General features: G+C 56.6%; 14 protein-coding genes and 7 pseudogenes. 8 read left to right on the forward strand and 13 right to left on the reverse strand.

Annotation, left to right across the window (positions count from 1 at the left end):
• Positions 1-66 precede the first annotated feature (66 nt).
• Positions 67-1,034 (forward strand): annotated as a pseudogene (rnd, locus tag EIO60_RS11825) (ribonuclease D).
• 52 nt (positions 1,035-1,086) lie between these two features.
• On the opposite strand, the gene minE reads toward rnd, so the two are convergent.
• From minE to minC, 3 genes are read right to left on the reverse strand one after another with little or no spacing between them, the layout of a single operon-like run.
• Complete coding sequence (minE, locus tag EIO60_RS11830) at positions 1,087-1,356, reverse strand: cell division topological specificity factor MinE (RefSeq protein WP_258576896.1); 270 nt, start codon at positions 1,354-1,356, stop codon at positions 1,087-1,089.
• Between the two features lie 3 nt (positions 1,357-1,359).
• Entirely contained in the window at positions 1,360-2,172 is an 813-nt protein-coding gene (gene minD, locus EIO60_RS11835) for a septum site-determining protein MinD (RefSeq protein WP_258576897.1), read from the reverse strand.
• Positions 2,173-2,205: 33 nt separating this feature from the next.
• The gene (gene minC / locus EIO60_RS11840; protein ID WP_258576898.1) at positions 2,206-2,898 is read right to left on the reverse strand and encodes a septum site-determining protein MinC; all 693 of its coding nucleotides are present in this window, start codon (positions 2,896-2,898) and stop codon (positions 2,206-2,208) included.
• A 154-nt stretch (positions 2,899-3,052) separates the two neighbouring features.
• On the opposite strand from minC, the pseudogene EIO60_RS11845 reads away from it, so the two are divergent.
• The 3 genes and pseudogenes from EIO60_RS11845 (at position 3,053) to ycgN (ending at position 4,768) form a co-directional block, all read left to right on the forward strand.
• Positions 3,053-3,327: pseudogene (locus EIO60_RS11845) on the forward strand (YcgL domain-containing protein).
• A 320-nt stretch (positions 3,328-3,647) separates the two neighbouring features.
• A pseudogene (locus EIO60_RS11850) lies at positions 3,648-4,256 on the forward strand (fumarylacetoacetate hydrolase family protein).
• A gap of 65 nt (positions 4,257-4,321) precedes the next feature.
• A complete protein-coding gene (gene ycgN / locus EIO60_RS11855; protein WP_258576899.1) occupies positions 4,322-4,768 on the forward strand; it encodes a cysteine cluster protein YcgN in 447 nt (148 codons plus the stop codon).
• Positions 4,769-4,807: 39 nt separating this feature from the next.
• Here the strand turns inward: ycgN and dsbB are convergent, their stop codons facing one another.
• Both dsbB and nhaB read right to left on the reverse strand, forming a co-directional pair.
• Positions 4,808-5,338, reverse strand: coding sequence for a disulfide bond formation protein DsbB (gene dsbB, locus EIO60_RS11860; RefSeq protein ID WP_258576900.1), 531 nt, complete (start codon positions 5,336-5,338; stop codon positions 4,808-4,810).
• A gap of 117 nt (positions 5,339-5,455) precedes the next feature.
• Positions 5,456-6,985: a sodium/proton antiporter NhaB gene (nhaB, locus tag EIO60_RS11865; protein WP_258576901.1), complete on the reverse strand. Its 1,530-nt coding sequence runs from the start codon at positions 6,983-6,985 to the stop codon at positions 5,456-5,458.
• A 206-nt stretch (positions 6,986-7,191) separates the two neighbouring features.
• Between nhaB and fadR the strand changes: the two genes are divergently transcribed.
• Positions 7,192-7,911 carry a fatty acid metabolism transcriptional regulator FadR gene (gene fadR / locus EIO60_RS11870; RefSeq protein ID WP_258576902.1) on the forward strand — a complete coding sequence of 240 codons (720 nt, stop codon included), beginning with the start codon at positions 7,192-7,194 and terminating at the stop codon, positions 7,909-7,911.
• A 47-nt stretch (positions 7,912-7,958) separates the two neighbouring features.
• Here fadR and EIO60_RS11875 read toward each other — a convergent pair whose 3' ends face one another.
• Positions 7,959-9,494, reverse strand: a complete 1,536-nt coding sequence (locus EIO60_RS11875) for a SpoVR family protein (RefSeq protein ID WP_258576903.1) — start codon at positions 9,492-9,494, stop codon at positions 7,959-7,961.
• Between the two features lie 511 nt (positions 9,495-10,005).
• Between EIO60_RS11875 and EIO60_RS11880 the strand changes: the two genes are divergently transcribed.
• A complete protein-coding gene (locus EIO60_RS11880; protein ID WP_258576904.1) occupies positions 10,006-11,307 on the forward strand; it encodes a D-amino acid dehydrogenase in 1,302 nt (433 codons plus the stop codon).
• 16 nt (positions 11,308-11,323) lie between these two features.
• Complete coding sequence (gene dadX, locus EIO60_RS11885; protein ID WP_258576905.1) at positions 11,324-12,394, forward strand: catabolic alanine racemase DadX; 1,071 nt, start codon at positions 11,324-11,326, stop codon at positions 12,392-12,394.
• On the opposite strand, the pseudogene EIO60_RS11890 reads toward dadX, so the two are convergent.
• The 3 genes and pseudogenes from EIO60_RS11890 to EIO60_RS11900 form a co-directional block, all read right to left on the reverse strand.
• A pseudogene (locus tag EIO60_RS11890) lies at positions 12,387-13,323 on the reverse strand (MFS transporter). The gene dadX and the pseudogene EIO60_RS11890 sit on opposite strands and share 8 nt — an antisense overlap.
• A 115-nt stretch (positions 13,324-13,438) precedes the next feature.
• Positions 13,439-14,752 (reverse strand): annotated as a pseudogene (gene wbaP / locus EIO60_RS11895) (undecaprenyl-phosphate galactose phosphotransferase WbaP).
• 438 nt (positions 14,753-15,190) lie between these two features.
• The gene (locus EIO60_RS11900; RefSeq protein ID WP_258576906.1) at positions 15,191-15,424 is read right to left on the reverse strand and encodes a DUF1480 family protein; all 234 of its coding nucleotides are present in this window, start codon (positions 15,422-15,424) and stop codon (positions 15,191-15,193) included.
• Between EIO60_RS11900 and EIO60_RS17310 the strand changes: the two are divergent.
• A pseudogene (locus EIO60_RS17310) lies at positions 15,416-15,559 on the forward strand (hypothetical protein); the annotation flags it as partial. The gene EIO60_RS11900 and the pseudogene EIO60_RS17310 overlap by 9 nt on opposite strands.
• Here EIO60_RS17310 and EIO60_RS11905 read toward each other — a convergent pair.
• From EIO60_RS11905 to EIO60_RS11920, 4 genes and pseudogenes are all read right to left on the reverse strand, one after another.
• Positions 15,500-17,227, reverse strand: a complete 1,728-nt coding sequence (locus tag EIO60_RS11905) for a potassium/proton antiporter (RefSeq protein WP_258576907.1) — start codon at positions 17,225-17,227, stop codon at positions 15,500-15,502. The pseudogene EIO60_RS17310 and the gene EIO60_RS11905 sit on opposite strands and share 60 nt — an antisense overlap.
• Positions 17,228-17,478: 251 nt before the next feature.
• Entirely contained in the window at positions 17,479-18,735 is a 1,257-nt protein-coding gene (locus EIO60_RS11910) for a YeaH/YhbH family protein (protein WP_258576908.1), read from the reverse strand.
• Positions 18,736-18,824: 89 nt separating this feature from the next.
• Positions 18,825-20,759 carry a PrkA family serine protein kinase gene (locus EIO60_RS11915; RefSeq protein ID WP_258576909.1) on the reverse strand — a complete coding sequence of 645 codons (1,935 nt, stop codon included), beginning with the start codon at positions 20,757-20,759 and terminating at the stop codon, positions 18,825-18,827.
• A gap of 480 nt (positions 20,760-21,239) precedes the next feature.
• Positions 21,240-22,027: pseudogene (locus EIO60_RS11920) on the reverse strand (sodium-potassium/proton antiporter ChaA); the annotation flags it as partial.
• Positions 22,028-22,114 lie beyond the last annotated feature (87 nt).

Raw genomic sequence — 22,114 nt, forward strand, 5'->3', positions numbered from 1 at the left:
GAGTCCGGCGTTTTTATTGACATGATATGGAGCGCCGCGCGCAGTGTGTCGAGGTGAAAACAAGACGTGAACTATTCCCTGATCGACCAAAATGAGCAACTGGCCGGCGGTGTGCCAGCAGGCTCGCCAGCATGCCGCGGTGGCGCTGGATACTGAATTTGTCCGCACGCGAACCTACTATCCGCAGCTGGAGCTGATTCAGCTGTTTGATGGCGAGCAGCTGGTGCTGATCGATCCGCTGACCATCAGCGACTGGTCGCCCTTTATCACGCTGCTGAGCGACAGCCGGGTGAAAAAGTTTCTGCATGCGGGCGGCGAGGATCTGGAGGTGTTTCTGCACCGCTTTGGCGTGCTGCCGCAGCAGATGATCGATACCCAGATTCTGGCGGCGTTCAGCGGCCAGCCGCTGTCGTGGGGCTTCGTCGCGATGGTGGCGCACTTTACCCAGACCACGCTCGACAAGAGCGAAGCGTGCACCGACTGGCTGGCGCGTCCGCTGACGCAGCGTCAGTGCGACTATGCGGCTGCGGACGTGCACTATCTGCTGCCGATCGCCCATCATCTGATGGTGATGACCTATGCGGCGGGCAATATGGCAGCGGCGCTAGCAAGTGCGAGCAAGCTTTGTCAGCGTCGCCTCGACGTGCTACAGCCGCAGGAGGCCTGGCGCGACATCACCAACGCCTGGCGCCTGAAGGTGGCGCGCGAAAAATATATTGCGGTGAACTTCGTGGTGCGCGAAGAGCATCTGTGGAAAGTGGCGTGCTTCCTGCCTGGCTCAATGGGAGAGCTGGATCACCTCGGCCTGTTGGGTCACGAAATTCGCTTCCACGGTAAAACCCTGCTGGCGCTGGTACAGGAGGTGAGCGAGAAGACCGGTTACAGTCAAGAACTGCTGGCTGTAGCGTCGTCAGATCAATCAGGTGTTAAGCTAGCACTGGGGATTGAAGCCCCGCAGCGCGCGTGCCGGAACTTCTGGCTGGCGCGGCGATCTGTTTAAGACCCGCATTGAGGCCATTCTCGCTCAGCACTGAGCCATAACATTCCCCTGCGTTTCAGCAGGGGAATATCTGGATACGGGGAGAATCATTTGGTCGCGTCTTCCGTCTCCGGCAGGGTTACGTTCAGCTCCAGGATAGAGATATCATCGCCTTTCTGGTCGAGCTGAACGGTGACCATATCCGGATCGATTTTTACGTACTTGCAAATCACTTCCAGAATGTCGCGCTTGAGCTGCGGAAGATAGCGGGGCTCACTGTCGCTCCTCCTGCGTTCTGCCACGATAATTTGTAGCCTTTCCTTGGCTATATTGGCAGTGTTCTTCTTCCGGGATAAAAAGAAATCGAGTAATGTCATGGTTTATCCCCCGAACAGGCGTTTCAGGAAACCCTTCTTCTCTTCTTCAATAAAGCGGAAGGGACGTTCTTCACCAAGTAACCGATCTACGGTATCAGCATAAGCCTTGCCGGCATCGGAATTCGTGTCGAGGATCACTGGCTCGCCCTGGTTAGAGGCGCGCAGCACCGACTGGTCTTCCGGGATTACGCCCACCAGCGGAATACGCAGGATCTCCAGCACATCTTCCATGCTCAGCATATCGCCACGGTTTACACGGCCAGGGTTATAACGGGTCAGCAGCAGATGCTCTTTAACCGGCTCGTCGCCGTTTTCCGCGCGCCGCGATTTCGAGGCGATAATGCCGAGGATGCGGTCAGAGTCGCGCACGGAAGAGACTTCCGGGTTGGTGGTGATAATAGCTTCGTCGGCAAAGTAGAGCGCCATCAGTGCGCCGGTTTCAATGCCCGCCGGGGAGTCGCAGACCAAGAACTCGAAATCCATCGCGGTCAGATCGTTAAGCACCTTTTCTACGCCTTCGCGCGTCACCGCATCTTTGTCGCGCGTCTGAGAAGCGGGTAGGATATAGAGCATCTCGGTGCGCTTGTCTTTGATCAGTGCTTGGTTCAGCGTGGCATCGCCCTGGATGACGTTCACGAAGTCATACACGACGCGGCGCTCGCAACCCATAATCAGGTCCAGGTTACGCAGGCCAATGTCGAAGTCGATGACAACCGTTTTCTTTCCTTTTTGCGCTAAACCGGTGGCGATGGCCGCGCTTGACGTGGTTTTACCAACGCCCCCTTTACCGGATGTCACTACAATAATGCGTGCCATAAATATTGATTTCCTTAACAGAAGAAAAGGGGCCTAATTAAGTGTCTGGATAGTCAGCGTGCCATCTTCAAGGCTGAGGCGCGCCGCTTTACCAAAAAATTCCGTCGGGATTTGATCCATGATCCAGTATTCGCCGGCGATGGAGACCAACTCTGCTGCCAGGTTGGTGCTGAAAATCTGGCTGTTGCGATCGCCGCTAGCACCAGCCAGCGCGCGTCCTCGTATCATGCCGTAAATATGAATGTTGCCGTCGGCGAACAGTTCGGCACCGGCGCTGACGCTGTTGGTGACGATAAGGTCGGCGTTGCGCGCGTAGATCTGCTGGCCCGAACGCACTGGGGTATTGATAATGCGCGTTTTGCTGGCCTGCGGCTCGACGGGCTGAATTTCCGGCGCGGGCGCTTCGAGCTTTTTACTCTCTTTGCCCTCGGCCAGCACCGGCAGACCCGCGCGGGCGATCATGCGCTTAAGCGCCTCGTCTTTGCAGCCGCTGACGCCGACGATGTGTAATCCAGTTGCGGCCACCGCCTGCTGCAGCTGTTTCCAGTTAACGTTGCCGTTCAGCGCGGCAACGTTAAGAACCACCGGCGCGTTTTTCAAAAAATTTGGCGCCTGATCAATTTTGTTCTGAAGCGCCTTGCGGATAACCTCAGGTTCGGGATGATGCAGATGAACAACAGACAGGGTAAAACTGCTACCTTTGAATTCGATTGGCGTTTGCGACATCTGTCCCACTCTGTCCTGTTTTCTCGCCCGGAGAACAAGCATCGATAAAATCAGCATTTCCGTCCGTCCGGTGAATATTCGAAGTTCTGCAAGCATGTTATAGTTACTGTTATTAGCAGGCAAGCCACCATTCAGGTTTATTCGAGTAAAAAATCTGTTTTGTGTGATTTACAGAAGCCCGCCCCGTGACCAGACTTATCTTTATGTTGAAAAAAAGACGATTTCTCCTGCGTACCTGACGAGCTGCTGCGCGGCTTCGGCAAGCCATAGCTGACAATGGTCGTTGACCTTGACAAGCGCGATAGGCTGGCGAGTGCCGACATCAATAAAGTGAAACAGGTACTTAGCGAGCAGGTCTATTATTTGCAAATGCCGCCGCCGGTTGAAAGTTTGCTAAAAGTTCACCTTGATTCGGCCAAAAAAGATTAATTCAGATTCATCTGTAAATATAATCAGTGCTTCTCGCTTTTACAGCTTAATTATATATAACGATTTACAGCATAATAATGGCGCGATTATCGCGCCTTTTACTGGTCATTATTCTTTATTGAGCGCTTCTGCCGCCGCCGCTGGCGATAAATTTACCGCCTCGACAGCATATATTCACGCTTTTTTGACAATTTACGCACACTAATCTTTTCCAAAGCGTCTTAATTATTGCCGTTACGGCGGACCCGAGAACCGCTGAAGCGCAAACATCCACGTACCGGCCTCGCCGGCACAACATCAAACCAGAGCAGGGGATTAGCATGTATCAGCATCGTAACTGGCAGGGCACCTTGTTAGATTTTCCAGTCAATAAGGTGGTCTGCGTCGGCAGCAAATATGCGAAACACATTAAGGAGATGGGCAGCGCCACGCCAACTGAGCCGTTGGTCTTTCTCAAGCCGGAGACCGCCATCTGCGATCTGCGCCAGCCGCTTTCCCTGCCTGCTGCTTTCGGCGAAGTGCATCACGAGGTTGAGCTGGCGGTGCTGATTAGCGCCACCCTGAAGCAGGCCAACAAGGATCTCGTGGCGCAGGCGATCGCTGGCTACGGCGTCGCACTGGATTTGACGCTGCGCGATCTGCCGGCGGGCTTCAAGAAAGCGGGTCAGCTCTGGGAGAAATCCAAGGCGTTCGATAATTCTTGTCCGATCTCTGGCTTTATTCCCTCGGCGGAATTTCCCGGCGACCCGTAGGATACCGAGCTGAAGCTGACGATCAACGGCCAGGTGCGCCAGCACGGCCGCACCTCAGAGATGCTCCATAAAACCCTACCGCTAATCTTCCATATGAGTCAGTACCTTACGCTGTGCGCCGGCGACACGCTGGAAGTGTCGCTGGCGGGTCACGGCATCAGCACGCGCGTGCTGTAAAACTTGCAACGCCGCGCCTGACCCGATATAAGGTGCGGTTTTGTGACTAACCGGATGCAGCCGACATGAGTGAACTTCTTTTCTGGCAGACCAAACGCCTCGATCAGATGAACGACGACGAGTGGGAGTCCTTGTGCGACGGCTGTGGCCAGTGCTGCCTCAATAAGCTGCAGGATGCCGACACGGATGAGATCTATTTCACCAACGTCGCCTGCAATCAGCTCAACATAAAAACCTGCCAGTGCCGCAACTATGAACGCCGCTTCGACTATGAAGAGGATTGCATCAAGCTGACGCGCGAAAACCTGACGCGCTTCGACTGGCTGCCGCGCACCTGCGCCTATCGTCTGCTGGGTGAGGGGAAAGATCTACCGGCGTGGCATCCGCTGCTGAGCGGCTCAAAGGCGGCGATGCATGCGCAGCGCATCTCGGTGCGCTACATCGCGGTGCGGGAAAGCGAAGTGCGCGACTGGGAAGATCACATTATCGACAGGCCCGATCGCAACGGGTAACGATATCAGCAGGCTGCCTTCGGGCGGCCCGAATTGTTTTTAGCGGCTAAAGAGTTCGTGACGCTTCGGTTTAAACGGCTGGGCGATCAGCACCAGCAGCGCCACCAGCAGGTAAGCGGCGAAAATGCCCACCATCCACTGCGGCATGCTCAGCTTCAGGAAGGTCCAGCTACGCTCGGCGCAGTCGCCGCTGGCGACAAAGATGGAGGGCAGCCACTTGTCGAGCGGCAGCCAGCTCGGAAAGCGCGCGGCAAAGTCGCAAGTGGTGAAAGGGTTGGGATGCAGCTGCAGCATGGTGTGCTGCCAAGAGAGACGCAATCCCTCGACGGCGCTGTAGATCCAGATGGCGAGCGCGGCCCAGCGCAGCAGCGACTTAGGCGCGATGGCGCCGACGAGGCCGGCGTCCATGACGCCGAACAGCGCGCAGCGCTCGTAGATGCACATCATGCACGGCTTCAGCCCTATAACGTGCTGGAACCAGAGCGCGACTAGCTCCAGTGCCAGCGCCGTCAGCGCCAGTAGCAGCCAGGCGGCGCGTCCGCAAGAAGATTGATTCAGATATCGCAACATCTTGCTATCCCTGTAAACGGTAATGCCACGCAGTGTAAACCAAAAGCGCGTCGGTGCCAGCGTGAGCTGGCTAAAATCTTGGTCATTTTGGGCTTAACCTGATCCAGGGCAGTGATTTTACAGCGGCGGCGCGATGAGCCAGCCCCACTGCTGCAGCATCTCGGTGGCCGGCATCAGCAGCCAGTGCAGCGCGGAATAGCCCACCAGCGACATCACCACCGTAAAGGGCAGCGCCATCCACACCATGCGGCCATAGGAGAGCCGAATCAGCGGCGCCAGCGCCGAGGTAAGCAGAAACAGAAAAGCCGCCTGTCCATTCGGCGTAGCGACAGAGGGCAGGTTGGTGCCGGTATTGGTGGCGATGGCCAGCAGCTCATACTGCCGCAGATCGATCGCGCCGTAGGTAAAGGCGTGCCGCGCTTCGTTAATAAACACCGAGCCGACGAATACGTTGTCGGATATCGACGAGAGCAGCCCATTGAAAACGTAGTACCAACCGAGCTGCGCATCCGGCTCCGCCTGCAACACAAAGGCGATCAGCGGGGCGAAGAGCTGCTGCTCGATAATCACCGCCACCACGGCGAAGAAAACCGTCAGCAGGGCGGTAAAGGGCAGCGCCTCCGTAAACGCCTGTCCCAACGTATGTTCATCCGTGATGCCGCACAGTGAGGTGGCGAGGATGATAACCGACAGACCGATCAGGCCCACTTCCGCCAGATGCAGCGCCAACGCGGCGATCAGCCAGACGCCGATCAGGGCCTGGATAAACAGCTTAATGCGATCTTGGCGCGTGCGCTGCGCCGCCGACTCGCGCTCGCTCTGCAGCAGAATGGCGCGCACCTCTTCGGGCAGCGTGGCGCCGTAGCCGAAGAGGCGAAAACGCTCCACCAACATACTGGTCAGAATGCCGCACAGTAGCACCGGCATCGTCATCGGCGCCATGCGCAGAAAGAAGCCGGCAAAATCCCAGCCGGCCGCATGGGCGATAATCAGGTTTTGCGGTTCGCCCACCATCGTCATTACGCCGCCCAGCGCCGTGCCGACGCCTGCCTGCATCATCAGGCTGCGAAGAAAGGCGCGAAACTGCTCTAGGGTGTCGCGCTGGCGGTGATCCGCCGCCGCGTAGCCAGGATCGGAGGAGACGCGATGATAAATCTGGTAGAAGCCGGTGGCGACGCTGATCACCACCGCGACCACGGTCAGCGCGTCGAGAAAGGCGGAAAGAAAGGCGGCCGCTAGGCAGAAGGTCAGGCTGAGCAGCACCTTAGAGCGCACCGTCAGCAGCAGCCGGGTAAACATAAACAGCAGCAGCTGTTTCATAAAGTAGATGCCTGCCACCATAAAGATCAGCAGCAGCAGCACCTCAAGGTTGTCTGCCAGCTCCTGTTTTACCTGTTCGGCACTGGCCATGCCGATGGCGATCGCCTCCAGCATCAGCTGGCCACCGGGCAGCAGAGGATGGCACTTGAGCGCCATGCCGAGCGTGAAAACAAACTCCGCCATCAGCAGCCATCCCGCGAGGAAAGGGCTGACAAAGAAAAAGATCAGCGGATTGATCAGCAGAAACGCCAGCAGCAGCGCTTTGTACCAGTCGGGCGACTGTCCGAGAAAATTGCGCTGTAGCGCCCGGCCCCAGGTCATCTCCATGGCGAAAAATCCTTACAGAGGGAAAGAAAGTGCTTAAAGGGTAATGAGCGAATCGCTGGGGCGCAATATCGCCGTACAGGATTGCGTGCGGCTGCTGATTTTTGCGCCAGCGCGCGCTTTTAATCCCTGCGCAGTCTATAACACACCCAGGGCGTCTGGTATGATGAGTGCCATTTCGACAAAGAAAGCAACGAGAAAACATCGCTATGGTCATTAAGGCGCAGAGCCCTGCGGGATTTGCTGAAGAGTATATTATTGAAAGCATCTGGAACAGCCGCTTTCCTCCCGGGTCAATCCTTCCTGCTGAGCGTGAGCTTTCTGAACTTATCGGCGTCACGCGCACTACGCTGCGTGAAGTGTTGCAGCGCCTGGCTCGCGACGGCTGGCTGACGATTCAGCACGGCAAGCCAACCCGCGTTAATGATTTCTGGGAAACCTCCGGGCTCAATATTCTTGAGACGCTGGCGTGGCTGGATCACGACAGCATGCCGGTGTTGATCGATAACCTGCTGTCGGTGCGCACCAATATCGCCTCGATTTTCATCAGCCGCGCGCTGCGCCATTATCCAGACAAGGCGCGCGCCGTGCTGGAGAGCGCGACCCTCCTAGAAGATCAGGCTGAAGCCTGTGCTGAACTGGACTACCGCGTTTTCCGCGGCCTGGCGCTCGCCTCAGGCAACCCGATTTACGGCCTGATCCTCAACGGCCTGAAGGGGCTCTATACCCGGGTCGGCCGCCACTACTTCTCCAGCCATGAGGCCCGCAAGCTGGCGCGCAATTTCTACGCGCAGCTGGAAACGTTGTGTGACAGCCAGCTGTCGCAGGAGCAGATTGTCGATGTGGTGCGCGACTACGGTCGACGCAGCGGCGAAATCTGGCACGGGATGCAGAAGAGCATGCCGGATGATTTAGGCAGCAAACGCTAAAAGCAGAAAACCGGACAGCGTTCGGTTTTTCCCGCACCGGTTATCCTTTACAGCCCATTGCCGCGTGTTTGACAGCGGTCCAGCAGCTCGACGCTGCTATCCTCGCTCTGCTGCTCCAGATTGACATCAAAACCCCATAGCCGATGCACGTGCTTCAGCACTTCGCGGCGGCTCTTGTCGAGCGGCGTGCGCGTCTGCGGCACATAGCGCAGCGTTAGCGATCGATCGCCGCGTAAATCGACGTTGTACACTTGGATATTCGGCTCCAGATTGCTCAGATTGTACTGTGCGGAGAGCTGCTGACGTATCGCGCGGTAGCCCGCCTCGTCGTGAATGGCGGCGATCTCCAGATAGTTATTGCGATCGTCGTCAAGCACGGTGAACAGGCGGAAATCGCGCATCACCTTGGGCGACAGGAACTGGCTGATAAAGCTCTCATCCTTGAATTCGCGCATCGCGAAATGCATCGTCTCCAGCCAGTCGGAGCCGGCGATATCCGGGAACCAGTAGCGATCCTCTTCTGTAGGCGACTGACAGATGCGCTTGATATCCTGGAACATGGCAAAACCTAGCGCATAGGGGTTGATGCCGTTATACCACGGGCTGTTATAGGCCGGCTGAAACACCACATTGGTATGGCTGTGAAGGAACTCCATCATAAAGCGCTCCGACACCTTCCCCTCGTCGTAAAGATGATTGAGGATGGTGTAGTGCCAGAAGGTCGCCCAGCCTTCGTTCATCACCTGCGTCTGCTTCTGCGGATAGAAATACTGGCTCACCTTTCGCACGATACGAAGGATCTCGCGCTGCCACGGCTCCAGCAGCGGCGCGTTCTTCTCCATAAAATAGAGCAAATTTTCCTGCGGCTCCGACGGATAGCGCGCCGCCTCGACGTGCACCGCCTCTTTTTCGCGGCGCGGCAGGGTACGCCACAGCGTGTTCACCTGGCTATGCAGATACTCTTCGCGGCTCTTTTGCCGCGCTTTCTCTTCCTGCAGCGAAATCTTTTGCGGCCGCTTGTAGCGATCGACGCCGTAGTTCATCAGCGCGTGACAGGAGTCCAGCAGTCGCTCGACCTCTTCCACGCCGTACCGCTCCTCGCAGTCGGAAATATACTTCTTCGCGAACAGCAGGTAGTCGACGATGGAGCTGGCGTCGGTCCAGCTGCGGAACAGACAGTTATTTTTAAAGAAAGAGTTGTGGCCGTAACCGGCGTGTGCCATCACCAGCGCCTGCATGGTCATGGTGTTCTCTTCCATCAGGTAGGCGATACAGGGGTTAGAGTTGATGACAATCTCATAGGCCAGCCCTTGCTGACCATGCTTATAGTGCTGCTCGGTTTCGATAAACTTCTTGCCGAACGACCAGTGGGCGTAGTTGATGGGCATGCCGACGCTGGAGTAGGCGTCCATCATCTGCTCAGAGGTAATGACTTCAATCTGGTGGGGATAGGTATCGAGTCGGTAGAGTTTGGCTACGCGGTCAATTTCCGCAAGGTAGATATCCAGTAGTTCAAATGTCCAGTCCGGTCCATCGCTGAGTCGTTTGCTGTCCTTAATCGGATCGTCAAAGATTGTCGTCATAGCGCACCTCTGTTTTGCAAACAGGCCAGCCCGAGCGGGGCCGCCGGTTCCGGTAATTTCAAGACTCATCCCTAAGAACCTAAGAAAGAGAACCCCAAAAACGGAGTGAACACTTCAATGATAGCCTACAGTCGCCCATCCGTTGACGGAACACAATGGAATTATTCCGCACAAAATCATCCTGAAAGCGCCCTTTAACAGTCTGGCAGCGTGAAAACGGGCTGATAGGCAAAAAGGCAGTACAAAATAGCGTTTATAAGTAGGTTGCATGGCGTCGGCGTATTCTGCCGAAACAAATGAAAATTGGCGGTTGCGCTATGATTAACTGCTATAAACGGAAAAAAGCGATAAGTTACTGATTTTATTCTGGCAGAGGATTCTAGTGCCCGTAAATGAGGAAAACATGTGAAATATGTTAACTGTATAAGGGCGTTTGCTGGCAGGTGTTAATACGCTGGACTTACCCTTTAGTGTAGTGGTTTATGCTGATGATATGGTGAGTGAGGGCAATATGCACATAGTGATTCTGGGAAGTGGAGTAGCAGGCGTGGCGAGCGCCTGGTATCTGGCGCGCGCCGGCCATCAGGTAACGGTGATCGATCGCCAGCCTGGCGCGGCGCTGGAAACCAGCGCCGGCAATGCCGGACAGATTTCACCCGGCTATGCGGCGCCCTGGGCGGCGCCGGGCGTGCCGCTCAAGGCGATCAAGTGGATGTTCCAGCGCCATGCGCCGCTGGCCATCCGGCTGGACGGCAGCCGCTTTCAGCTGGAATGGATGTGGAACATGCTGCGCAACTGCGACATGCAGCACTATCAGCAGAACAAAAGCCGCATGGTGCGCATTGCGGAATACAGCCGCGACTGCCTGAAGGCGCTGCGGGAAGAGACCGGCATCGCCTATGAAGGGCGACAGGGCGGCACGCTGCAGCTGTTTCGCACCCAGCAGCAGTTCGACAACTCCAGTAAAGATATCGAGGTGCTGCGCGAGGCGGGCGTGCCCTATGAGCTGCTGCAGGCGAATGAGCTGGCGCGCGTGGAGCCGGCGCTGGCGGCAACGCAGCACAAGCTGACCGGCGGCCTGCGTCTACCCAATGACGAAACCGGCGACTGCCAACTTTTTACCCAGAAGCTGGCGCAAATGGCGCAGGAGGTGGGGGGGGTGTTTCGCTTCAATACCCCGGTGGATCAGCTGCTGCGCGACGGCAACCGCATCTACGGCGTGCGCTGCGGCAAAGAGATCATCAAAGGCGACAGTTACGTGGTGGCCTTTGGCTCCTACTCTACCGCGCTGCTGAACCACGTCCTCGACATTCCGGTCTATCCGCTGAAAGGCTACTCGCTCACCATTCCGGTCAAGGATCCGGCCGCCGCGCCGCGCTCCACCATTCTGGATGAAACCTACAAAGTGGCGGTGACCCGCTTCGATAACCGCATCCGCGTCGGCGGCATGGCGGAGATTGTTGGTTTTAACAACAAACTCTTACCGGCACGGCGGGAAACGCTGGAGATGGTGGTGCGGAATCTCTATCCTGAAGGCGGTCATATTGAACAGGCCAGCTTCTGGAGCGGCCTGCGCCCTATGACGCCAGACGGAACGCCGATTGTCGGCCAGACGCCGCTCAGCAATCTCTATCTCAACACCGGACACGGCACCCTCGGCTGGACCATGGCCTGCGGTTCCGGCCAGCTGTTGGCCGATGTGATGAGCGGCAAAACGCCGGCGATCGCCGCTGACGACCTGTCAGTGTTCCGCTATCTGCCCCGCTTTACGCCGTCTTCGTCACCATTAAACAACGCGAACGCCTCGCATTAACCTTCAGGGAGAGAGAATGTCACGTCCAGTTTGCGCTACCATAAACCGGCAGGCGCTGCGGCATAATCTGGCGATTGCGCGCCGGGCGGCGCCTGATGCGCGCGTTTGGTCGGTGGTCAAAGCCAACGCCTACGGCCATGGTCTGGCCCGCGTCTGGGAAAGCCTGGCAGAGACCGACGGCTTCGCCCTGCTGAACATGGAAGAGGCGATGCTGCTGCGCGATGGCGGCTGGCGAAAACCCATTCTGCTGCTGGAGGGCTTTTTTCAGCCGGCGGATTTAGCGCTGATCGATCGCTATCGCCTGACCATCAGCGTGCACAGCAACTGGCAGATCAAGGCGCTGGCGGAGGCGCAGCTTGCTGCGCCGATCTATATCTACCTGAAGATCAACAGCGGCATGAATCGCCTCGGTTTTCGACCTGAGCAGGTTCACTCCGCCTTTCAGAAGCTGCGCACCTTACCCGCCGTCGGCGATATCACCCTGATGGCGCACTTTGCCGACGCAGAAAATCCCGACGGGCTGACGGAACCGCTGCAGCGCATCGCGCGCGCGGCGGAGGGGCTGTCGCTGCCGCGCTCGCTCTCTAACTCCGCCTGTACGCTCTGGCATCCTGAAGCGCACCACGACTGGGTTCGTCCCGGCATTATTCTCTACGGCGCCTCGCCCAGCGGCGACTGGCAGGATATCGCCAGCACTGGTCTAAAGCCGGTAATGACGCTCGCCAGCGAAATCATCGGCATTCAGCAGCTCAGCCCCGGCGACGGCGTCGGCTACGGCTACCGCTATCGCGTCTCGCAGGCGCAGCGCATCGGGGTGGTGGCCTGCGGCTATGCCGACGGCTATCCGCGCCATGCGCCCAACGGCACGCCGGTGTGCGTCGACGGGGTGATGACGCAGGTGGTCGGCGCCGTTTCGATGGACATGATCACCGTGGATTTGACGCCCTGTCCGCAGGCCGGCATCGGCTCGAAGGTCGAACTGTGGGGTAAGCAGGTGAAAATCGATCGGGTGGCGCAGGCGGCCGGCACGGTAGGCTATGAGCTGATGTGCGCGCTGGCGCCGCGCGTGCGGGTTGAGGTTATTTAAGCACGGTCAGCGAACCGTGCATCTTGCTGCTGCAGCGCCAGGCGAGTAGCGCCAGCGCGCTTTTCTCCGCCACGGGCAACATGACGATCAGCAGGCTACCCGCTGCGCCACCCTCCATCTGAATAAAGCCCTGCAGCGCCGCCGCGACGCCCGCCTGCTGCTGGTAAGGCTCCAGCGCATAGCTGGTAGCGGGGCCGACGGTAAAGGCCAGAGCCGCCACGGAAACCGCGACCGGCAACATATAGAGCGCCCAGTGCGTTTGCAGGCCGAGAGGAAACAGCTGCATCCCGGCCAACAGCAGCAGGGCGCCGAGCAACATGGTCACTTCGGTCATCAGCACCTGCGGAGCGAGCGACACATAGGTCAGCACCATACCGAGCGCACCCGCATTGGCGGAGGCGAGAAAGCGCGGCTGGCGCAGAATGGCGACGTACTGCGCCAGCGGCAGACCCTTTACCCGCAGCGTATCGGCCGGGCGCGTCTCCGGCAGCCAGCGCGCGACGATCAGCGCGATAAGCGCGCCGTAGCCGCACAGAAACCAGAACGGCGCGCGCCGCCTCATCGCCGCTCAGGCGATCGCGCACGCTGCTAAAGGCGACCACGGCGCTGCAGCAGACCGCGCAGTCCTGGATCAGCCGCGCCGAGAAAAACATCGGCCAGCTACTGGCAGTGGCGGCCACCGCGCTGCCGAGCACGTAGAGCGCTAGCCCCGCCAGCGCCACCAGTTTGCGGCCGTTGTTATCCACTAGCGGACCGGTAACCAGCTGTCCCAGCCCCATTACCAGCAAAAAGAGCGGAATTGTGGTCTGAATCAAACTGACCGGGGTATGCAGACCCTGAGCGATGTCCGGCAGGGTAGGGAGATAGAGATCGATGCCCAGCGGCGCCAGCAGCACCAGGCTTAACAGCATCAGGGTAAATTTTTGCATAAAGATCAGAGGGTAAACGTCCTGTTAAAAACAAGCGGGAAGGGTAATGAGTCAGGAACGAAAAGGAAAGGGGAAATTGTGATGCCCGCCGTCGCGGCGGGCATCGGGGAGACTATCAGTAAGCACCGTCGCGACGCAGCACCACGCCGGCAGTTTTGAACAGAATGGCGATATCGGTCCACAGCGCCCAGTTCTTCACATACCAGGAGTCGAAATAGACGCGGGTATCATAGTCGATATCGTTGCGACCGCTGACCTGCCACAGGCCCGTCATGCCCGGCTTCGCCATCAGGTAGTAGTCGACGTCGACGGCGTCGCGCTCCAGCTCTGCCTCGATCACCGGACGCGTTCCCACCAGGCTCATTTCGCCGCGGATAACGTTCAACAGCTGAGGCAGCTCGTCCAGGCTGGTTTTGCGCAGGAAACCGCCGATTTGGGTAATGCGCGGATCCTTTTTCGGCTTGAAATCTTTATCCCATTCGGTGCGCGCCTCAGCGCTGGTGTCCAGCAGCTGCTCCAGCACCTCTTTGGCGTTGGTCACCATCGAGCGGAACTTCAGGCATTTGAACTTCTTGCCGTTCTGGCCTACGCGCTCGTGGCCGTAGATGGCGTTGCCGCCGTCGCGCTTCACCATATAGCAGAGCTGGCCGAACACCGGCGCGAGGAACAGCAGCAATAGCGAGACGACGATAATGTCAAAGCCGCAATTCAGCAGACGCGAGGAGCGTTTAGCCAAGCTGTTGCTGACGCACAGGATCATCACCTCATGGCTGAAGATAAACGACATATCGGTGCCGTAGAGTGGCACGCTGCGCAGGGTAGGGATCAGCGAAATCGAGCGGCAGTTCAGCTTCGACAGGAACTTCAGCCAGCTATCGCGCACCGCCTGCTGTTCAAACTTAGTGGGCACAATGAACTGCACGTTTTCCCGGTCGATGGTCTGCCAGTTGATATCCTGCTGAGCGATCACCGGCACGCCGTTGACAGAGGCGGGACGATCGCCCTCTCGTTGCTGATAAAGGCCTGCACGTTGTAGCCGAGGATCTCTTCGCTCTGCAGCACCGCATAGGCTTCCATGGCGTTTTTGCCTGAACCAATAATGATGGTCTCTTTTTGCCACTATCCGGCGCGCTTGACCACCGCGCGCATCAGCGGCAGCAGCGCATAGCTCCAGTTAAAGAACCAGACCATGCTCTTTCAGTTCGAACCAAAAGGGTTTGCGGTAGGTGTAGTGCCGCATGCGCATCCAGAAATAGGCGGTGCACAATACGGAAAGCGCAAACTGCGCAATAAAACGATATTCAATCTGGTGGGGCGGAATAAAGGCATCAAGATCGCCCCAAACTCCTTGGATGGTTGCCGCAGATAAAAACAGCGCCAGATTTAACGCAACTAGGTCGGAAAAGCTCAGTGCAAGCTTTGCGAGGATATTTTTTCGCGTACTGCTCTAGGAGAGGTTCGCATTATTCATCACTAACGTACTTGCCATAAAACCTGCTCTCTTTTTTCTCAAGTAAAAAATGGCCTGACCAGAATCAAGTTCGCGCTCAGGAGTGGACAACTGAAAACCAAAAGAATTTGTTTTCAGTACATAACAGTCGTTAGAGCCATATAGGCTGCAGTGCGGAGATAAAACATTTACGTAACAGTAATCACGAAGATCTTCAGCAACGGTTATGCAGGAGATATTTGACAGAGTTAATACTGAACAACTCTGAAAATCTTTTCTTTTGCCTAAAAATTTTCTATTATATATCCTTGAAACTAGATATAAAAAATAAGGAGGCCAGCTGAAAAGGGGGCGTTTTTTTCGGAGTGCTTTTCGGAATCATCGCCAGAAGTTGGCGCTGGCGGTGAAATAAGCGGATCAGGCAGGTTTTTTTAATACCCACTGGTCTTGCTGTTTATCGTAATGCGCTATTTGCAAATCTACCGGTTCGCCATCAATCCAGGCCGGTACGCGGGTATCATGATCCCAACCGTCAAGCTGATAGCTTAAAGTGGGACTTGTCTGGCAGGGAATGGTGGCAGTCTGCAGATTATCGCTGTCCAGCTCGGCATCGATAATCTCGTAGCGACCAATTTTTACAATGTGTGCCATAATGCTCTCCCGTTTTCTAGGTCAAATACTCAGCATAGCTGTTTCCGCTGGAATATCGAGCCGCATCCGGTCAGATTATTCTCGCTCTTCCGTCACGCGCACCCCAATTTTAACGATGCGGTTATCCTCTTTTTCTGCCACCGTCCAGGTGAGATGGTTCCACTCCACCTGATCGCCCACCACCGGCGCGCCGCCAAGCATGCTCATCACCAGCTGGCCCAGCGACTGCTGATCGTTGGTCTCTTCGTCCAGCTCCAGCCCGTAAATCTGCGCCACGTCGCGCAGGCGCGCGTCGGCGTCGAGAATAAAGTCGCCGAAAAAGCGCTGATCTAGCGACACGGGCGGCGTCTGGCTGAACATCTTGCCCAACGCGGGCAGGTCGCGCTCGCGGCCGATCACGCAGATTACGTCGCCCTCTTTCAGGCGCGTATTGTCGTTGGGATGCATCAGGACATTATCGCGAAACAGCGCCGCGATGCGGGTTTCCCGCGGTAGCTGCAGGTCGCGCAGCACCGCGCCGACGCACCATTTGTCGGCGCTCAGCTGGTAGACAAATTGCTCCCAGGGATTTTCCGGGTGAATATCGAGCCCGACGCGGCTGACAGGCGATGCCGTCGGCGGCACCACCACCCTGGCTTTTTTCGCGGCGAAGCCGAGCGAGGTGCCCTGCAGCATTAGCGAAACTAGCACCACGAAAAAGGCGATATTAAAGTAGAGCGAGGCGTTCTCCAGCCCGGCCATCATCGGGAAAACGGCGAGAATGATCGGCACCGCGCCGCGCAGGCCGACCCAGCTGATAAAAATGCGCTCGCGCCCGGTAAAGCCGCGAAACGGCAGCAGGCCCACCAAGATAGATAGCGGACGCGCCACCAGAATCAGCCACAGCGACAGGATCATTGCCGGCACAGCGATATGCCACAGGTCCGACGGAGTCACCAGCAGGCCAAGCACAATAAACATGCCGATCTGGCTGAGCCAAGCCATGCCGTCGAAGGTCTGCAAAATCCCGTGACGGTTACGGATAGGGCTGTTGCCGAGCAGGAAGCCACACAGGTAAACCGCCAGAATACCGCTGCCTTCCAGCATGGTGGTCAGGGCAAACACCAGAATGCCGCCGCTCAGCGCCAGCAGCGGATAGAGCCCGGGGGCGAGGCTGATGCGGTTGATGCCCTGCTGCAGCGTCCAGCCGCCGCCTAGCCCCAGCACGATGCCGAGGCCGAACTGCTGCAACAGATGCACCAGGAACATCCAGTCCAGCCCGGTTTCCCCCTTCTGAATCATCTCAATCAGCGTGATGGTGAGAAACACCGCCATCGGGTCGTTGCTGCCGGACTCGATCTCCAGCGTTGAACTGACGCGCTCGTTCAGCCCCTTGTCGCCAAGCAGCGAAAACACTGCCGCGGCATCGGTGGAGCCAATAATGGCGCCGATCAGAAAACCCTGCATCATATCGAGGCGGAACAGCCAGGCGGCCACCACGCCGGTCAACCCGGCGGTGATCATGACGCCGACGGTCGCCAGCGACAGCGCCGGCCCCAGCGACACCTTGAACGAGCTGGCCTTGGTGCGCATGCCGCCGTCCAGTAGGATCACCGCCAGCGCCAGGTTGGAAATCAGGTAGGCGGCGGGGTAATTGTCAAACGCGATGCCGCCGATGCCGTCAATGCCGGTCAGCATGCCTAACGCCAGAAAGATGACCAGAATAGGAATGCCGAGGCGGGATGAAAACGAGCTGAGTAAGATGCTTGACGCAACCAGCACAGAACCAATGATAAACAGGCTGTAGGCAATGTTGTTGTTCAATGAGGTCTCCTGCAATTACGACGATAATGTGAAGGCTGGCGCGAGGAATAGCCGGGCATCTGAAAAAGATAACGCTTAATCAGTGGGTTGTCAGTGCGCTACCCCCTATTATGCGAAATGAATTTGCGTTGCGGACGCAATAATAATGTGCAAAAAAAACGCGTTGTTCGTCAAGAGGCTTTATGGCGGGTATTTTAGCAGGTATTCAGGCTATCAAATAAAAAAAGCCGGTCGGCGACCGGCCTGGTGCATCAGGCTTCCGCTGCCTGTTTGTGAAACAGCTCGCGGAACACCGGATAGATATCCTCCGGCTCGCGAATATGCTGGATGGCAAAATTGTCGAACATCGCCTGCAGATGTCCATATTCACGCCACAGCGTCTGGTGGGCACGACGGGTAATTTCGATATAGCTGTAGTAGCGTACCACCGGCAAAATATTCTTCGCTAGAATCTCGTGACACAGCGGCGAATCGTCCGCCCAGTTATCACCGTCCGAAGCCTGCGCCACGTAGATGTTCCACTGCGCCGGATCGTAGCGCTCTTTCACCACCTCATCCATCAGCTTCAGTGCGCTGGAGACGATTGTGCCACCCGTTTCCTGCGAGTAGAAGAACTCCTGTTCATCCACCTCTTTCGCCTGGGTATGGTGGCGGATATAGACCACGTCGACGTTTTTATAGGTTCGACTCAGGAATAGATAGAGCAGAATATAAAAGCGCTTCGCCATATCCTTGGTCGCCTGATCCATCGAGCCGGAGACGTCCATCAGGCAGAACATCACCGCCTGGCTGGAGGGCTCTGGCCGCTTCTCGAAATTTTTGTAGCGCAGGTCGAAGGTGTCGATAAAGGGCACGCGCTCGATGCGTGCGCGCAGTTCGGCAATCTCCTTACGCAGACGCTCCTCTTCCAGCAGCTGCGCCGGCTCCGCCTTTTCGATATCGCTCAGCGCCGCTTCCAGTTCGTGCATCATGCGGCGCTTGCCGGCGGTCATGGCGGTGCGTCGCGCCAGCGAATTCTGCAGCGAGCGCACCACGCTGATGTTGGCGGGCAAGCCGTTCGAGGTAAAGCCGGCGCGATGGGTTTTGTACTCGTTGAGCTGGCGATGCTGATTCTTGCGCAGGTTCGGCAGCGCCAGATCCTCAAACAGCAGGTCGAGATACTCATCTTTGGATATCTGGAACACGAACTCATCCTGACCTTCGCCATCCTGACCGCCGCCTCCTCCTCCGCCCTGCGGCCGCTCAATGCGGTCGTTCTGAATAAAATGGTCGTTTCCGGGATGCACGCGATGTTGACTGCCGCCGCGCCCCTGATGGAAAACAGGTTCGTTGATATCGTCAACCGGAATCGAGACGGACTCGCCGCTCTCGACGTCGGTGACCGAGCGCTTGTTGATGGCCTCAGAGATAGACTGCTTGATTTGCGACTTATAGCGGCGCAAAAAGCGCTGTCGGTTGACTGCGCTTTTGTTCTTGCCGTTGAGTCGCCGATCGATGAAATAGGCCATAGCATTCCCCCAAACGTTGTAAGCAGGTCGAGCAGTGGCCCGACCTTATCGGCGATGATGACGGGCATCGGCCTGCTTACGGGACGTGATTAAGACGATTTACACACGCGCAGATACCATTCGCACAGCAGGCGTACCTGTTTGCGGGTATAGCCTTTCTCCATCATGCGATCGACAAAATCATCGTGCTTTTTCTGTTCGTCCGTGGATGTTTTGGTATTGAACGAGATAACCGGCAGTAGCTCCTCGGTGTTCGAGAACATTTTCTTCTCGATCACGGTGCGCAGCTTCTCATAGCTGGTCCAGTTCAGGTTGCGGCCGTTGTTTTGCGCGCGGGCACGCAGCACAAAGTTCACAATCTCGTTGCGGAAGTCTTTCGGGTTGCTGATCCCGGCCGGTTTTTCGATTTTTTCTAGCTCCTCGTTCAGCGACCCGCGGTCGAACAGCTGGCCGGTGTCGGTATCGCGGTACTCCTGATCCTGGATCCAGAAGTCGGCGTAGGTCACGTAGCGGTCGAAAATATTCTGACCATATTCAGAGTAGGACTCCAGATAGGCGGTCTGGATCTCTTTGCCGATAAACTCGGCGTATTTCGGGATCAGATAGCCTTTCAGGTGCTCCAGATATTTCTCCTCCTGATCCTGCGGGAACTGATCGCGCTCAATCTGCTGCTCCAGCACATAGAAGAGATGCACCGGGTTGGCGGCCACTTCGGTATGGTCGAAGTTGAACACGCGCGACAGGATCTTAAACGCGAAGCGGGTAGAGAGGCCGTTCATGCCTTCATCCACACCAGCGTAGTCGTGATACTCCTGCCAGGATTTCGCTTTCGGATCGGTATCCTTTAGGCTCTCGCCGTCATAGACACGCATTTTCGAGTAGATGCTGGAGTTTTCCGGATTCTTCAGGCGCGACAGGATAGAGAAGCGTGCCAGGGTTTCCAGCGTGCCGGGCGCGCAGGGCGCGGTGGCCAGCTCGCTGTGGTTAAGCAGCTTCTCGTAGATTTTGATCTCTTCGGAGACGCGCAGGCAGTAGGGCACCTTGACGATATAGACGCGGTCAAGAAACGCCTCGTTGTTTTTGTTGTTGCGGAAGGTCACCCACTCTGATTCGTTGGAGTGCGCGAGAATAATGCCGTTAAACGGCAGCGCGGAGATCCCCTCGGTGCCGTTATAGTTCCCTTCCTGCGTGGCGGTCAGCAGCGGATGCAGCACCTTAATCGGCGCCTTGAACATCTCCACGAACTCCATGATGCCCTGGTTGGCGCGGCACAGCGCGCCGGAGTAGCCATAGGCGTCGGGATCGTTCTGCGCGTAATTTTCCAGCTTGCGGATATCCACTTTACCCACCAGTGCGGAGATGTCCTGGTTGTTTTCGTCGCCCGGTTCGGTTTTGGCGATCGCTAGCTGCTCCAGAATCGACGGCCAGACCTTGATGACTTTAAAACGGGTGATATCGCCGCCGAACTCGTGCAGCCGCTTGGCTGCCCACGGCGACATAATGGTGCCGAGATAGCGACGCGGCACGCCGTACTCTTTTTCGAGAATATTGGCGTCTTCCTGCGTGTTGAACAGGCAGAGTGGATGATCGTTGATCGGACTGCGCTCGCCATCGGCGCTCAGCACATAGATAGGCACGCGCTGCATCAGCACTTTCAGGCGCTCCGCCAGCGAGGATTTACCGCCGCCTACCGGCCCTAGCAGATAGAGGATCTGTTTCTTCTCTTCCAGACCCTGAGCGGAATGCTTCAGATAGGAGACAATCTGCTCTATGGCTTCCTCCATGCCATAAAACTCTTCAAAGGCCGGGTAACGGCCAATCACGCGATTGGAGAAGATTCTAGAAAGGCGTGGCTCCTGGGCGGTGTCGACCATGACTGGCTCACCGATAGCCATCAATAGTCGCTCTGCGGCGTTGGCGTATGCACTGCGATCCTGCTTACAGGTGGCAAGAAATTCCTGCAGTGTGAACTCTTCGTCCTTGGCAGCTTCATAACGCTGACGATAGTGATCGAATATGTTCATAACGATGCCCGTCCTTTCGTTTTTAGCACAGGTAAAGGAGCGTAATTAAAGGCTCATGAAGCTCCCGGAAGATATTCTCATTTGAGTACAGAAACCCTTATGCCAACCTGATCTCTTATTATCGGGATACACACTTATTGTGTGTCAATCTGCTCGTATTAACACCCACGCCTTACTTTATAACTATAGAAGGCATTCAGGAAATTTCCTCCGCATAATTTTACTATTTAGCGATATATCAATAACAAAGTCACAATATTGCAAAGCCAGAGAGGCGGAAATCGGCAGGAAAAGGGTGAAGAATCCGGCAGATGTGCCGCTTTTAACCGCTGTGTTTAGGCGCACCACAGATAAAGGCTAAACCGGCGAGCAAAAATCGTTAAACTTCTGGGTAATTTTTATATTTATGGAAGAAATTAATTGTGAACTAATTCAAACTTAAAGCGCTTGGCGCCATTATTCCTTGTTGTTTTTTCCTCAACCTTCCGGCGACAGGATCAGCTGCGCCACTAGGAAACCAGTAAACTGCGCCGGCGCGTTGAATTCAGAGAGCAGGTGCTCCAGCGTATTGGCGTTCATCTTGGTCACGCTAATCACCGCAATCAGATGCACGATCAGCCAGACGATATGCTAGACGCTGCTGTGCGCCGATGGCTTGCCCGTGATGCGGGTCGCCATCGTCGCTGTCATCCTCATCCTCATGCTCATAGACGAACAGGTTCTGGTGCGTGCGGGTGAATCAGCAAAAAGACGCTGTACATCGCCGCCGAAATTGCCGCAATCAGTAGCGCCTGAATCGGGGTGAAATTGCCGCCCGGCAGTGCTTTGGGAAACACCAGCACCAAAATCGCCAGCGGAAAAATGGCGATCAGATACTGCTTCACCCCCCGCCAGATTGACATACTGGGTGGCAAACTTGCCGCCGCCCAGCAGCAGCGAAAAGCCCACCGGTGACGATCATGATGTAGAGCGTATCGCGCATCAGGGCGGGTTCGGCGTCGCCAGTGGCCATCAGCGCGGAGATCAGGCTCACACCGACAGACTAAGGATCAGCGATCCATACGGCTCGCCGAGGCGATGCGCCAGCACGTCGGCATGGCGCACCACGCTAAAGGTGCTGATGAGAATGGCCATCAGCGCCAGCATGTTAATGCCAATCACCACGGGAAGCGACTGCTGCCCGCCGAAGAAAAACAATACGCCAAGCGCAGCGAGGGGAAGTATCAGGGTAAACTCTTTTTATGGCGCGTTTTTTCATGTGTCGTCATTCACCTTCCTCATTGTGAAAACCGCATATTGATAAAACCCAGTCGGGGTTTTGAAAGCGTAGGACTTTTATCGCAATACAGAGGGTG

Origin of the sequence: Candidatus Pantoea persica, from assembly GCF_013753875.1 — a bacterium.
Classification (GTDB): domain Bacteria; phylum Pseudomonadota; class Gammaproteobacteria; order Enterobacterales; family Enterobacteriaceae; genus Pantoea; species Pantoea persica.

What these genes read in the sequence shown, in the direction of transcription:
- EIO60_RS11875 (WP_258576903.1), bottom strand. Translation starts at nt 9,494, where the DNA reads ATGACGACAATCTTTGACGATCCGATTAAGGACAGCAAACGACTCAGC.
- EIO60_RS11915 (WP_258576909.1), bottom strand. Translation starts at nt 20,759, where the DNA reads ATGAACATATTCGATCACTATCGTCAGCGTTATGAAGCTGCCAAGGAC.
- EIO60_RS11900 (WP_258576906.1), bottom strand. Translation starts at nt 15,424, where the DNA reads ATGGCACACATTGTAAAAATTGGTCGCTACGAGATTATCGATGCCGAG.
- EIO60_RS11880 (WP_258576904.1), top strand. Translation starts at nt 10,006, where the DNA reads ATGCACATAGTGATTCTGGGAAGTGGAGTAGCAGGCGTGGCGAGCGCC.
- minE (WP_258576896.1), bottom strand. Translation starts at nt 1,356, where the DNA reads ATGACATTACTCGATTTCTTTTTATCCCGGAAGAAGAACACTGCCAAT.
- minC (WP_258576898.1), bottom strand. Translation starts at nt 2,898, where the DNA reads ATGTCGCAAACGCCAATCGAATTCAAAGGTAGCAGTTTTACCCTGTCT.
- dadX (WP_258576905.1), top strand. Translation starts at nt 11,324, where the DNA reads ATGTCACGTCCAGTTTGCGCTACCATAAACCGGCAGGCGCTGCGGCAT.
- EIO60_RS11910 (WP_258576908.1), bottom strand. Translation starts at nt 18,735, where the DNA reads ATGGCCTATTTCATCGATCGGCGACTCAACGGCAAGAACAAAAGCGCA.
- dsbB (WP_258576900.1), bottom strand. Translation starts at nt 5,338, where the DNA reads ATGTTGCGATATCTGAATCAATCTTCTTGCGGACGCGCCGCCTGGCTG.
- ycgN (WP_258576899.1), top strand. Translation starts at nt 4,322, where the DNA reads ATGAGTGAACTTCTTTTCTGGCAGACCAAACGCCTCGATCAGATGAAC.
- minD (WP_258576897.1), bottom strand. Translation starts at nt 2,172, where the DNA reads ATGGCACGCATTATTGTAGTGACATCCGGTAAAGGGGGCGTTGGTAAA.
- nhaB (WP_258576901.1), bottom strand. Translation starts at nt 6,985, where the DNA reads ATGGAGATGACCTGGGGCCGGGCGCTACAGCGCAATTTTCTCGGACAG.
- fadR (WP_258576902.1), top strand. Translation starts at nt 7,192, where the DNA reads ATGGTCATTAAGGCGCAGAGCCCTGCGGGATTTGCTGAAGAGTATATT.